Genomic DNA, 13180 nt, shown 5'->3' with positions numbered 1-13180 from the left:
CGCCTGCCCGACCCCCGCAAGGGTACGACGTAACTCCGCTACCGCATACTCACTGGTCGCGGAAGCGGACGATCTTGACGAACTCGTCGGCGTCCAGGGCCGCGCCGCCCACCAGGGCGCCGTCGACGTCCGGCTGCGCCATGATCGCGGCGACGTTGCCGGACTTGACCGAGCCGCCGTACTGGATGCGGACCTTGTCGGCCAGCTCCTGGGAGTACAGCTCGGCGAGGCGGCCGCGGATCGCCCCGCAGACCTCCTGGGCGTCCTCGGGGGTGGCGACCTCGCCGGTGCCGATGGCCCACACCGGCTCGTACGCGATCACGATCGTCTCGGCCTGCTCGGCCGGGACGTCCTTCAGGCCGCCGTCGAGCTGGGCGAGGGTGTGCTCGACCTGCCGGCCGGCCTTGCGGACGTCGAGGCCCTCGCCGACGCAGAGGATCGGGGTGATGCCGTTCTTGAAGGCGGCCTTCACCTTGGCGTTGCAGACCTCGTCGTCCTCGGCGTGGTACTGGCGGCGCTCGGAGTGGCCGACGGCGACGAAGGAGGCCTTGAGCTTGGACAGCATCGGGCCGGAGATCTCGCCGGTGTAGGCGCCGGAGTCGTGCGCCGAGATGTCCTGGGCGCCGTACTTGATCTTCAGCTTGTCGCCGTCGATCAGGGTCTGGACGGACCGCAGGTCGGTGAAGGGGACCAGGACGGCGACCTCGACCGCGTCGTAGTCCTTGTCGGTCAGGGCGAAGGCGAGCTTCTGGACGTGGGCGATGGCCTCCAGGTGGTTGAGGTTCATCTTCCAGTTGCCCGCCATCAGCGGGGTGCGGGTGTTCATAAGGGGGTCAGTCCTCCAGTGCGGCGAGGCCGGGAAGCGTCTTGCCCTCGAGGTATTCGAGGGAGGCGCCGCCGCCGGTCGAGATGTGTCCGAACGCGTTCTCGTCGAAGCCCAGGATGCGGACCGCGGCGGCGGAGTCGCCGCCGCCGACCACGGTGAAGGCCGGGGAGTCGACGAGCGCCTGGGCGACGGCCTTGGTGCCCTCGGCGTAGTCGGGGTGCTCGAAGACGCCCATCGGGCCGTTCCAGAAGACGGTGGCCGCGTCGGCGAGCTTCGAGGCGTAGAGCTTACGGGTCTCGGGGCCGATGTCGAGGCCCTCCTCGTCCGCCGGGATGGCGTCCGCGGCGACCGTGGTGGGGTTCGCGGGGGTCTTGGTCTTCAGGTCCGGGAACTCGGGCGAGACCAGGACGTCGACGGGGAGCACGAACTCCACGCCGCGCTCCTTCGCGCGCGCCAGGTACTCCTGGACCACCGGGACCTGGTCCTCCTGGAGCAGCGAGATGCCGACCTCGTGGCCCTGGGCCTTGAGGAAGGTGTACGCCATGCCGCCGCCGATGAGGATGCGGTCGGCCCGCTCCAGGAGGTGGTCGATCACGCCGAGCTTGTCGGAGACCTTGGCGCCGCCGAGGGCGACCGCGTACGGCCGCTTGACGTCATCCGTCAGCTTCTTCAGGACGCCGACCTCGGTGGCGATGAGGTAGCCCGCGGCGTGCGGGAGGCGCGCCGGGAGGTCGTAGACCGAGGCGTGCTTGCGGTGCACGGCGCCGAAGCCGTCGCCGACGTAGAGGTCGGCGAGGGCGGCGAGGCGGTCCGCGAAGGCGCCGCGCTCGGCATCGTCCTTGGAGGTCTCGCCGGGGTTGAAGCGGAGGTTCTCCAGGACGGCGACCCGGCCGTCGCCGAGGCCCGCGACGGTCTCCGTGGCGGAGTCGCCGACCGTGTCGGTCGCGAACGCCACGTCGGCGCCGAGCAGTTCGCCGAGGCGCGCGGCGGCCGGGGCGAGCGAGAACGCCGGGTCCGGGGCGCCCTTGGGGCGGCCCAGGTGCGAGGCGACCACGACGCGGGCGCCGGCGTCGGCGAGCGCCTTGACCGTGGGGACGACGGCGCGGATGCGTCCGTCGTCGGTGATGGTGGTGCCGTCGAGCGGCACGTTGAGGTCGGCGCGGACGAACACCCGCTTGCCTTCGACGCCCTCGTGGAGAAGCTCGTCGATCGTCTTCATCTGTTAACTGACTCCTTGGTACGCGGTGGAGCACACGAACAGGGCTCGCGCAGCGCGGCGTTGCGCTGCCCGAGCCCTGCTCACCATCGAAGGTCCGCCCTGAAGCTTAGAGCTGACCGCCGACGAAGACGGTGAGGTCGACGAGACGGTTGGAGTAGCCCCACTCGTTGTCGTACCAGCCGAGGATCTTGACCGACTTGCCGTCCTGGACCATCGTCAGGGAGGCGTCGAAGGTGCAGGACGCCGGGTCGCCCACGATGTCGGAGGAGACGATCGGGTCCTCGGTGTAGAAGAGCACGCCCTTGAGGTCGCCGTCCTCGGCGGCCTTCTTGAACGCGGCGTTGACCTCGTCCTTGGTGACCTCGCGGTCCAGGGTGACGACCAGGTCGGTGGCGGAGCCGGTCGGGACCGGGACGCGCATCGCGATGCCGTCGAGCTTGCCCTTGAGCTGCGGGAGGACCAGGGCGGTGGCCTTGGCGGCACCGGTCGTGGTCGGGATGATGTTCTCCGCGGCGGCGCGGGCGCGGCGCAGGTCCTTGTGCGGGAAGTCCAGGATGCGCTGGTCGTTGGTGTACGCGTGGACCGTGGTCATCAGGCCCTTGACGATGCCGAAGTTCTCGTCGAGGACCTTGGCCATCGGCGCCACGCAGTTGGTGGTGCAGGACGCGTTCGAGATGATGTTGTGCCGCGCCGCGTCGTACTTGTCCTGGTTGACGCCCATGACGATGGTGATGTCCTCGTCGCTGGCCGGAGCCGAGATGAGGACCTTCTTGGCGCCGCCGGCCAGGTGCTTCTCGGCGTCGGCCTTCTTGGTGAAGATGCCGGTCGACTCGATGACGATGTCGACGCCCAGCTCACCCCAGGGGATGTCGGCCGGGTTGCGCTCGGAGAGCACCTTGATGGTGTGGCCGTCGACGGTGATGGTGTCGTCGGTGTGGGTCACCTCGGCCTTGAGGCGGCCCAGGATGGTGTCGTACTTCAGCAGGTGGGCCGTGGTCGCGGTGTCACCCAGGTCGTTGACAGCCACGATCTCGATGTCGGCACCCTGCTCAAGGAGCGCGCGGAAGTAGTTCCGGCCGATGCGGCCAAAGCCGTTGATGCCTACGCGGATCGTCACGAACCGATCTCCTCGTTAGGTACGCCGGTGTTGTTCGACGCCGGCGAGATTTTTGTTTTTGGGATGTCCCCGACCGCTTACGACCCTACCTCCCCGGCGCCTCCGGAGTGACATCGGCCGCATCCGCACGAGCTCGGAACGTGAGGGAAAACGGTCGGCGGCCCGTACCTACCAGCGGGTAAGGGCCGCCTTGGGACGTTTGTCCCGACTACTCTCCGTTAAACGGTCGGGGTGCTCCCCTCAGCGGTGGAGGGCCTTGAGGGCGCGTCCCAGGAGCCGGGCCCGGTCCGCCGTGCCGGGCACGTGCTCCAGGCCGAAGCCGAGGAGGACGGTGTCCCGGGTGGTGACCGCCGCCTGCGAGTGGAAGAGGGCGGCGGAGCGCGTCCAGTCGGAGCCGTTGCCGGGGCTGCCGGCCGGGGCGCCGGGCGTGGACCAGGCGCCGAGGGAGGTCTCGAAGCCCTCGGCCTCGGTGGTGGTGCCGGTGACGAGCCGGACGTCGTCGACGAAGGCGCCCGTCTCGCCCGTTCCGGGGTCGGAGACGTACGAGAGGGAGAGCTCGACCTTCTTGCCCGCCCAGGCGCTCAGGTCGACGGAGGCCTGGCGCCAGCCGTTGGAGGGGCCGGTGAAGGCGTTCCAGGCGCCGGTGGTGCCGGTGGGCGCGCAGCCGTCCTCGCCGACGGTGAGGTAGTGGGCGAGGAAGGGGTGGCCCCGGACGTAGTAGCCCTCGCCGCAGTCGGCCGGGGGCTCGGCGGAGGTGCCGCCGCGGGTGTCGGGCAGGGTGGTCCAGTCGTCCTGTCCGACGGTGTGGGCCTCGACGACGAGGTTGTCGTAGCCGGGCTCGGTGTCGTGGCTGACCTGGAAGTCCAGACGGGGCTTCGCGCCCGCCGGGACGCCGGTGAGGTCGACGGTCCTGGCGAGCCGGGCCCAGGTGTCGTCGGCGTGCTTCACCGCCGCGAAGGAGGAGCCCTCGGCGGGCTCGAAGGGGGTGCGGACGCCCGGGTAGTCGCCGGCGGAGGCGCTGCTCGCGAACTGCGGGAAGTCCTTCGGCTTCAGGGTGTCGGAGGTGACGGTGTACGCGCCCGCGTCGTCCAGCGGGTTCCCGGCGGCGGCCCCGAGGGGCGTCCGTACGCCTCCGAAGGCGCCCGCGCCGGCGAAGGCGGACGGGTTCTTGAGGCCGGCGCGGTGGTGGGCGCCGAGGTAGTACTGGGCGAAGTCGTTGGTCTCGGCGGCGCCGACCCGGGTGAGTCCGCCGGCCTTCTCCCCGGCGTTGATCAGCTTGCCGCCCTCGTTGAGGTAGGAGCGGACGGCGAGTTCGGCGCTCCCGGAGGGGCGCTCGGCGCCGGTGTACCAGACGACGGCGTCGAAGTGGGAGAGGACGCCGAGGGCGTCGGGGGCGCCCTGGACGGCGACGTCCCAGACGGCGGCCTTCCGGCCGTTGTCGGCGAGCGCCTTCACATAGGCGGCGGTGTGGCGTCCGGCGGTGGTGCCGCCCTCGTCGGCGAGGACGAGGACGTCGCCGCGCGCGCGTGCGGCCACCTCGTAGGTGAAGGGGGCGGAGGAGGTGGTCCGGCCCTCGCGGGTGCGTGCGGTGAACCAGACCTGGACGGAGTCGCCGGGCCGGGCGCCCTCGACCTCGCCCCGGTACTCGTCGAAGTAGAGGTTGTCCTCGCCGCCGTAGGTCTCGCCGCCCTTCCAGGCGCGGAGCTCCTCGCTGTGGACGCGGCCGCCGTTGACGCGGTACTTGAGGGTCTTGCCGCGCAGCGACTTGCGGGCGGTGACGGCGACCTCCTGCTCCCCGCCGCGGGCGTAGGAGGTGGTGAAGGCCTTCGGGGTGAAGTCGGGGGCCTCGACGCCGACCGGGGAGACGGGCCGGTCCGGGCGGGCGGCGGACTCGGCGACGGCGAGCGCGAAGGGCACGTTCTTGGCGAACTCGGCCCGGATCAGCTTCTCGTCGTCCGGGAAGGTGAAGACGGAGGCGCAGTCGGCCGGGTTCCAGGCGTCGTTCGGGTCGACCCGGGAGGCGGTGGCGCAGGTGGACATCTCCGGGGTGAACATCTGCATCCCGTTGACGTTGGCGGCGTGTCCGTCGGCCTCGCCGTTGGTGGTGTACAGCTCGGAGGAGACCTGCGGCCGGTAGCCGGGCACGGCGGAGTTCTCCGGGGTGCCGGCGAGCGCCCTGAGGGCCACGTCGTCGGGGGTGTCGGTGGCGACCTGCCAGCCGACGCCGTACAGCAGGAGCTGGGCGGCGGAGTGGTAGTTGATGCCGTACGCGAAGCCGATGCGCTTCTGGAAGGCGTCGATCGCCCTGGTCTCGGGCTCCGACATGGGGCCCTTGCCGCGGAAGGTCTCGTCGGCCGGGTCGGGGGACGAGCCCTCGTTGTCGTAGCCCCACTTGTAGGCGAAGTTGCGGTTGAGGTCGACGCCGTCGCCGGGGCCGGTCCTGCCGTCGCCGTCGTTGTCGCGGAGGTTCTTGCGCCACTGCCGGTTGGCGGGGTCGGCGTGGGTGTGGTCGTAGCCGTCCGGGTTGGCGGAGAGCACGAACCACAGCTCGGTGGTGTCGACGATCCGGGTGATCCGCTCGTCCTTGCCGTACCCGTCGAGGTAGTGGTGGAGCAGCCGCCGGGTCATCTCGGGGGTGATCCACTCGCGCGCGTGCTGGTTCGACATGTAGAGCGTGGCGGGCTTCGACCCGTCCTTCGCCCGCTGGGCGCCCTTGCTGACCTTGAGGGCGAGGATGTCCTGGCCCTTGACGGTCTTGCCGATGGAGACGACCTTGGTGAGTCCGGGGTGGGTCCGGGCGGTGTCCAGGATCTCCTGCTTGAGGCCGTTCGGGCCGCCGTACGGGCGGAAGACGCCGTCCCCGGCGGCGGCGACCCGCTTCTCGGCCCCCGCGGTCAGCCGGTGCTCGGCGAGCTCCACGCCCTCCCCGCGCAGCTGCCCGGCCTGGTCGCCGGTGAGGAAGAGCTCGACCGTGGCGGTGCCCTTGGCAGGCACCCGCTCGGTCAGCTCGTGCGCGTCGGCGCCGGCTTCGAGGAGGAGCGGAACCTGCTCCTTGGTGACCTCGGCCCGCCATACGGAGAGGGCGTCGCCGCCGCGGTCGTCCGGCCGCGCCCCGGCGACGGGTGCCGCCGCCGCTCCGGCGATCAGCAGTGAAGCCGCGGCGAGGATCGATCCCGCTCTGCGTCTCATGGGCTCCCCTTGGTGTCGTCCGTCTCGAAGGTGAACAGGTCTCTCGGGTGAACAGACGACAGACTCATGGGCGCCCGGAGGGGCGTCAAGGGTGCCTCCCGGCGCGTCGCGCACACCACAAAAAGAACTGCCGGTGCGTCAGAAACGCACCGGCAGCGAAGAGTTGACCGGAAATCGACCAGGGGCCGAAGGGCGGTCCGGCCTCAGCCGACCAGGCTGTCGTCCAGCTCCTCGGTGAGGTTGGACTCGGTCCCGGGGATGCCCAGGTCCTGCGCCCGCTTGTCGGCCATGGCGAGCAGCCGGCGGATCCGGCCGGCCACCGCGTCCTTGGTCAGCGGCGGGTCGGCGAGCGCGCCCAGCTCCTCCAGGGAGGCCTGCTTGTGCTCCATGCGGAGCCGGCCGGCGGCGGCGAGGTGCTCGGGCACCTCCTCGCCGAGGATCTCCAGGGCGCGCTGCACCCGGGCCCCGGCGGCGACCGCGGCGCGGGCCGAGCGGCGCAGGTTGGCGTCGTCGAAGTTGGCCAGGCGGTTGGCGGTGGCGCGGACCTCGCGCCGCATCCGCCGCTCCTCCCAGGCGAGCACCGACTCGTGCGCGCCGAGCCGGGTGAGCAGGGCGCCGATCGCGTCGCCGTCGCGGACGACGACCCGGTCCACGCCCCGCACCTCGCGGGCCTTCGCCGCGATGGAGAGCCGGCGGGCGGCGCCGACCAGGGCGAGGGCGGCCTCGGGGCCCGGGCAGGTGACCTCCAGGGAGGAGGACCGGCCGGGCTCGGTCAGCGAGCCGTGCGCGAGGAAGGCACCGCGCCAGGCGGCCTCCGCGTCACAGGTGGCCCCGGAGACCACCTGCGGGGGGAGGCCCCGGATGGGGCGGCCCCGGCCGTCGACCAGACCCGTCTGGCGGGCCAGCTGGTCGCCTCCGGCCACCACCCGCACCACGAAGCGCGAGCCGCGCCGCAGACCGCCGGGGGCCATCACGATCAGCTCGGAGCTGTGCCCGAAGATCTCCAGGACGTCCCGCTTGAGGCGGCGGGCCGCCATCGCGGTGTCGAGCTCCGCCTCGATCACGATGCGGCCGCTCACCAGGTGCAGCCCGCCCGCGAACCGCAGGATCGACGAGACCTCTGCCTTCCTGCAGCAGGTCCGGGTGACGGGAAGCCGGGAGATCTCGTCCTTCACCGCTGCCGTCATCGCCATGGGCCGATCCTTCCATGCATCCGAAAAATACGGTCGTACGCGGCGGCCAGCAGCTCCGGGTCGTGCTTCGCGGAGCCGTCGGGCCGGGCCACCGGCGCCAGCTCGACCGCGGCGCCGAACCGTTTGGCGGCGTCGGCGAGGGAGTCGCGGTCGGGCACGGCGGCCTCGTCGGCCAGCACCACGTCCAGGGCGAGTTTAGGGGCGTGTCGCCCCAAAACCTCCAAATGACGCTGCGGGGAGAAGCCGTCGGTTTCTCCGGGCTGCGGCGCGAGGTTCAGCGAGAGCACCTTCCGGGCCTTCGTCTCGACCAGGGCGTCGAGGAGATCGGGGACCAGGAGGTGCGGGATCACCGAGGAGAACCAGGAGCCGGGGCCCAGGACGACCCAGTCGGCGTCCAGGACCGCGGCGACCGCCTCGGGGACGGCCGGCGGGTCGTTCGGCACGAGGTGCACGGACTGCACCTCGCCGGGGGTGAGCGCCACGGTCGCCTGGCCGCACACGGTGTCCACGTCGTCCGGCCGCTCCGGGTCGTGGCCCTTGACCAGGGCCTGGAGCTCCAGGGGCACGGCGGACATGGGCAGCACCCGGCCCTGGGCGCCGAGCAGCAGACCGACCAGGTCCAGGGCCTGCACGGGGTCGCCGAGCTGCTCCCAGAGGGCGACGATCAGCAGGTTGCCGACGGCGTGCCCGTTGATCTCGCCCTTGGACTGGAAGCGGTGCTGGATGACCCGGGCCCAGGTCTGGCCCCAGTCGTCGTCGCCGCAGAGCGCGGCGAGCGCCTTGCGCAGGTCACCCGGAGGGAGTACGCCCAGCTCCTCGCGGAGCCGGCCGCTGGAGCCGCCGTCGTCGGCGACGGTGACGACGGCGGTGAGGTCGCCGGTGATCCGGCGGAGCGCGGCGAGGGAGGCCGAGAGGCCCATGCCGCCGCCGAGCGCGACGACCTTGGGCTGGGCGCCGCGTCTGCGGAGCGTGCGCCGCGCCGTGAGGGTGGAGGCGCGCCGGCGGTACGGCTTCACTCGCGCCCCATGTCCCGGTGCACGACGACGGTCTCGACCCCTTCGGCGGCGAGGCGGGCGGCGAGGCGCTCGGCGGTGGCCACCGAGCGGTGCTTGCCGCCCGTGCAGCCGACGGCGATCGTCACGTACCGCTTGCCCTCGCGGCGGTAGCCCGCGGCGATCAGCTGGAGCAGCTCGGTGTAGCGGTCCAGGAACTCCTTGGCGCCGGGCTGGTTGTAGACGTAGTTCGACACCTCCTCGTTGAGGCCGGTGAAGGGGCGCAGCTCGGGGACCCAGTGCGGGTTCGGCAGGAAGCGCATGTCCACGACGAGGTCGGCGTCGACGGGCAGGCCGTACTTGAAGCCGAAGGACATCACGGTGGCCCGCAGCTCGGGCTCCTCGTCGCCGGCGAACTGGGCGTCCATCTTGGCGCGCAGCTCGTGGACGTTGAGGCTGGAGGTGTCGATCACCAGGTCGGCGTCGCCGCGCAGCTCGCGCAGCAGGTCGCGCTCGGCGGCGATGCCGTCGGTGATGCGGCCGTCGCCCTGGAGCGGGTGGGGCCTGCGGACCGACTCGAAGCGCCGGACCAGGGCCTCGTCGGAGGACTCCAGGAAGACGATCCGGCGGGTGACCCCCTTGGCGTCCAGGTCGGCGAGGGACTCCCGCAGGTTGTCGAAGAACTGCCGGCCGCGGACGTCCACGACGACGGCGATCCGGGCGACGTTGCCCTGGGAGCGGGCGCCGAGCTCCACCATGGTGGGGATCAGCGCGGGCGGCAGGTTGTCCACGACGAACCAGCCGAGGTCCTCCAGACACTTCGCCGCGGTGGACCGGCCGGCCCCGGACATGCCGGAGATGATCACCAGCTCGGGAATGGCCGCCTCGGCGCCGTTGTCGCCGGGGGTCTCCTTGGTGCCCGTACTCACGTGTCCTGCTCCGTCTTCTCGGTGGTGCTCGTCGTGCCGTGCGCGCGCGGCCGTGCCGTGACGTCCGCGCCGTCCTCCATGATCCCCCCCGCCGCCGCGTGCGCGGCGGGGACGGCCGGGGCCGCCGGGGCGGGAGCCATGTCGTCCTCCATGATCTCTCCCGTCGCCGTGTTGACGGCGGGAGCGGCCGGGGCCGCCTGGGCGAGGGCCACGACGACCGCCTCCGCGGTCTTCCGGCCCATGCCGGGGACCTCGCAGATCTGCTCGATTGTCGCCTGCCGGAGCCGCTTCACCGAGCCGAAGTGCTTGATCAGGGCCTGCTTCCGGGTCTCCCCGAGGCCGGGGACGGCGTCGAGGGGCCCGGTCCTGAGGCGTTTCGTCCGCTTGGACCGCTGGTAGCGGATGGCGAAGTCGTGAGCCGTGTCACGCACCCGCTGGAGAAGGTACAGGCCTTCGCTGGAGCGGGGCAGCACCACCGGGTCGTCGTCGCCGGGCAGCCAGACCTCCTCCAGGCGCTTGGCGAGGCCGCAGACGGCGACGTCGTCGATGCCGAGCTCGTCCAGGGCCCGCTGCGCGGCGGCGACCTGCGGCTGTCCGCCGTCGACCACGACGAGCTGCGGCGGGTACGCGAACCGCTTGGGCCGCCCGTCGTCCTCGGGGTCCTCGGCCGGGACCTCGCCGTCCCCCCACTCCCCCGTCCGCTCCTTCTCGGCGAGGTAGCGCTTGAAGCGCCGGCCGATCACCTCGTGCATGGAGCGGACGTCGTCCTGGCCCTCGAAGCCCTTGATCTGGAAGCGGCGGTACTCGCTCTTGCGGGGCAGTCCGTCCTCGAAGACGACCATGGAGGCCACGACGTCCTCGCCCTGGAGGTGCGAGATGTCGAAGCACTCGATCCGCAGCGGCGCCGAGTCCAGGTCGAGGGCCTCGGCGATCTCCTCCAGGGCCCGGGAGCGGGTGGTGAGGTCGCTGGCCCGCTTGGTCTTGTGGAGGACGAGCGCCTGCTGGGCGTTGCGCGCGACGGTCTCCATGAGGTCCTTCTTGTCGCCGCGCTGGGGCACGCGCAGCGAGACGAGGGAGCCGCGGCGGCCGGAGAGCCAGGCGGAGACGGCCCCGGCGTCCTCGGGGAGCGCCGGGACGAGGACCTCCTTGGGGACGGCCTCGCCGCTCTCCTCGCCGTAGAGCTGCTGGAGGGCGTGCTCGACGAGCCCGGCGGTGTCGACGGCCTCGACCTTGTCGGTGACCCAGCCGCGCTGGCCGCGGACGCGTCCGCCGCGCACGTGGAAGATCTGGACGGCGGCCTCCAGCTCGTCCTCGGCGAGGGCGATCAGGTCGGCGTCGGTGGCGTCGGCGAGGACGACCGCGTTCTTCTCCATGGCCCGGCGCAGGGCGGTGACGTCGTCGCGGAGCCGGGCGGCCTTCTCGTACTCCATGTCCTCGGCCGCGATCGTCATCCGCTTCTCGAGCCTGCGGATGTACGTGCCGGTGCGGCCGGCCATGAAGTCGCTGAACTCCTCGGCGAGTTCGCGGTGTTCCTCGGGGGTGACCCGGCCGACGCAGGGCGCCGAGCACTTGCCGATGTAGCCGAGGAGGCAGGGGCGGCCGGCCGAGGAGGCGTTTCGGAAGACGCCCGCCGAGCAGGTGCGGACGGGGAAGACCCGCAGCATGAGGTCGACGGTCTCGCGGATCGCCCACGCGTGCGCGTACGGCCCGAAGTAGCGCACGCCCTTCTTCTTGTGGCCGCGCATGACCTGGACGCGGGGGAACTCCTCGTTCATGGTCACCGCGAGGTACGGGTAGCTCTTGTCGTCCCGGTACTTGACGTTGAACCGGGGGTCGAACTCCTTGATCCAGGAGTACTCCAGCTGGAGCGCCTCGACCTCGGTGGAGACGACGGTCCACTCGACGGAGGCGGCGGTGGTCACCATGGTGGCCGTGCGCGGGTGCAGGCTCGTGAGCGGCTGGAAGTAGTTGGCGAGCCGCTGGCGCAGGGACTTCGCCTTCCCCACGTAGATCACCCGGCGGTGCTCGTCGCGGAACTTGTAGACCCCCGGGGAGTCGGGGATCTGACCCGGCTTGGGGCGGTAGCTGGAGGGGTCTGCCATGCTCCCCACCCTACTGGCGGGGACCGACACTCCGGCCGGGCGCGCGCGTCCGGGCGGGCCCCCTGCGGACGGGGTGGGGACCCGCCCGCACGGGGCCCGTACGAGGCCCGCACGAGGCCGTACGGACCGGGCCGGGGCCCGGTCAGGCCGCCGGGCCGCTCCCGGCCGCCCGGCGGCGGCGTATCGCGGCTCCGGCCGTCAGGGCGAGGGCCAGGGCGGCGCCCACGCCGGCCGCGGTGGCGGCGGAGCCCCCGGAGGCGTCCGTACGGGACGCCTGGGCGGCCCGGGGCGCGGGAGCCGCCTGCGCGGCGGCCTCCTGCGGCCCGTACCCGCCCGCCGCGCCCTTCTTCGCGTAGGCGGAGCCGGGGAGCTTGTCGCCGTACGCCCGGGCGACCCGCTCCCGGTACGCGGCGAGGCTCGTCCCGTTCTTCCCGACGGCCCGCACCGCGTCCTCGTCCAGCGGGAGCACCTTCGCCCCCTTCTGGACGTACCAGGCGTCGATCTGCGGCTCGCGGAAGACGAGGCCGCCGGGCAGCAGGCGCCCGCCCCGCTCCGCGTACCGGATCTCGTCGTCGCCGGTGGCGATGTTCACCACCTGCCAGCCGTCCGCGCCCTCGACCGTCCACAGGGAGGCCTTCCGCCCGTCCGGGGCGACGGCCAGGCTGGCGCGGAACTCGACGCGGGCGACCGGCGCCCCGGCCTTCCCGGCGACGAAGTCCGGGGAGAGGATCCGGACGGGCACGGAGGCGCCCTCGATCCGCGGGGTGCCCGCGGCCCGCGAGGTGCCCTCCGCGCGGGCGGCCGCCGCCGGCGCCCCGGCCCCGTCACTGGCGAAGAACCGGGACAGGGTGTCCAGGGTCCCCGGCGCGGAGGCGGCCCGCTCGGGGGTGGGGGCGGGCGGCAGGGCCTCGGCGGCGGCCGCCGGGAGGGTGCCGAGGGCGACGAGGGCGGCGGCGGTCAGGAGCCCGGCGGCGGTGGCACGCGCGCGTGTCGTGGTCACGGTGAGCACGGTGGTCACGCCCCGATCCGGTAGAGCGAGTGGGTCCAGGAGAACGAGTTGTTGTTGACGTACCAGGCGTGCGAGGCCCAGTTGTAGCGGTCGCTGGAGGGCCAGGGGTCGCCCCAGTAGACCCAGCTGCTCGCGTCGTCGTAGCCGTAGAGCACGTGCATGTGCCCGCCGCCGCTCGACCACTGGATGCGGGTCTCGATCGGCCGGTCGGCGTTGATCTCGGTCTGCACGGTGGGGTAGCGCAGCCAGCCGGTGACGTACGAGCCGGGGCGGACGCCGGCCCAGCTCAGGCCGGTCTGGACGTTGCCGAGGGTGGCCTGGTTGTTGGGGCAGTCGTAGCCCTGCTGGCGGTTGAAGGCGGCGTTGCAGAACTGGTTCTGGCTGTAGCCGCGGCCGAACCAGGTGGCGATGGTGTTGCCGGCCGCCGCCCAGCACCAGTTGGTCTTCTGCTGGGCCTGCATGGTGATGTTCAGGCGCTTGGCGGCGAGGGCGGAGGCGTCCTCACCGGCCGGCGCGGCGGACGCCGAGGTGGTGGGGACGAGGAAGAGGGCGGCTGCGGCGAGTGCCGCGAGGTTCAGTTTCCTTCTGCGCATCGCGTTCCTCC

The 13180-nt window shown here is 72.3% G+C and carries 10 protein-coding genes; all 10 read right to left on the bottom strand.

Annotated features, from left to right (window positions below; translation table 11 throughout):
* Positions 1-49 precede the first annotated feature (49 nt).
* Complete coding sequence (tpiA, locus tag ACIQVI_RS12145) at positions 50-826, bottom strand: triose-phosphate isomerase (protein ID WP_403594251.1); 777 nt, start codon at positions 824-826, stop codon at positions 50-52.
* A gap of 7 nt (positions 827-833) precedes the next feature.
* On the bottom strand, positions 834-2045 hold the full coding sequence (locus tag ACIQVI_RS12140; protein WP_403594248.1) for a phosphoglycerate kinase: 1212 nt from the start codon (positions 2043-2045) through the stop codon (positions 834-836).
* 106 nt (positions 2046-2151) lie between these two features.
* Positions 2152-3162, bottom strand: coding sequence for a type I glyceraldehyde-3-phosphate dehydrogenase (gene gap / locus ACIQVI_RS12135; protein WP_403594245.1), 1011 nt, complete (start codon positions 3160-3162; stop codon positions 2152-2154).
* Positions 3163-3402: 240 nt separating this feature from the next.
* A complete protein-coding gene (locus ACIQVI_RS12130; protein WP_403594242.1) occupies positions 3403-6351 on the bottom strand; it encodes a M14 family zinc carboxypeptidase in 2949 nt (982 codons plus the stop codon).
* A gap of 203 nt (positions 6352-6554) precedes the next feature.
* A complete protein-coding gene (gene whiA / locus ACIQVI_RS12125; protein ID WP_121830017.1) occupies positions 6555-7544 on the bottom strand; it encodes a DNA-binding protein WhiA in 990 nt (329 codons plus the stop codon).
* Complete coding sequence (yvcK, locus tag ACIQVI_RS12120; protein ID WP_403594237.1) at positions 7535-8560, bottom strand: uridine diphosphate-N-acetylglucosamine-binding protein YvcK; 1026 nt, start codon at positions 8558-8560, stop codon at positions 7535-7537. The genes whiA and yvcK overlap by 10 nt, the downstream gene beginning before the upstream one ends.
* Positions 8557-9465, bottom strand: coding sequence for an RNase adapter RapZ (gene rapZ / locus ACIQVI_RS12115; protein ID WP_121830015.1), 909 nt, complete (start codon positions 9463-9465; stop codon positions 8557-8559). Before rapZ ends, yvcK begins: the two co-directional genes overlap by 4 nt.
* Positions 9462-11567: an excinuclease ABC subunit UvrC gene (uvrC, locus tag ACIQVI_RS12110; RefSeq protein ID WP_403594233.1), complete on the bottom strand. Its 2106-nt coding sequence runs from the start codon at positions 11565-11567 to the stop codon at positions 9462-9464. The genes rapZ and uvrC overlap by 4 nt, the downstream gene beginning before the upstream one ends.
* A gap of 142 nt (positions 11568-11709) precedes the next feature.
* On the bottom strand, positions 11710-12567 hold the full coding sequence (locus tag ACIQVI_RS12105; RefSeq protein ID WP_403594230.1) for a hypothetical protein: 858 nt from the start codon (positions 12565-12567) through the stop codon (positions 11710-11712).
* Positions 12568-12581: 14 nt separating this feature from the next.
* Positions 12582-13169, bottom strand: coding sequence for a papain-like cysteine protease family protein (locus tag ACIQVI_RS12100; protein WP_121833289.1), 588 nt, complete (start codon positions 13167-13169; stop codon positions 12582-12584).
* Positions 13170-13180: the final 11 nt, after the last annotated feature.

It is taken from the genome of Streptomyces sp. NPDC098101 (genome assembly GCF_044760185.1).
Lineage (GTDB): Bacteria > Actinomycetota > Actinomycetes > Streptomycetales > Streptomycetaceae > Streptomyces.
This window is presented reverse-complemented; position numbering and strand designations above follow the sequence as displayed.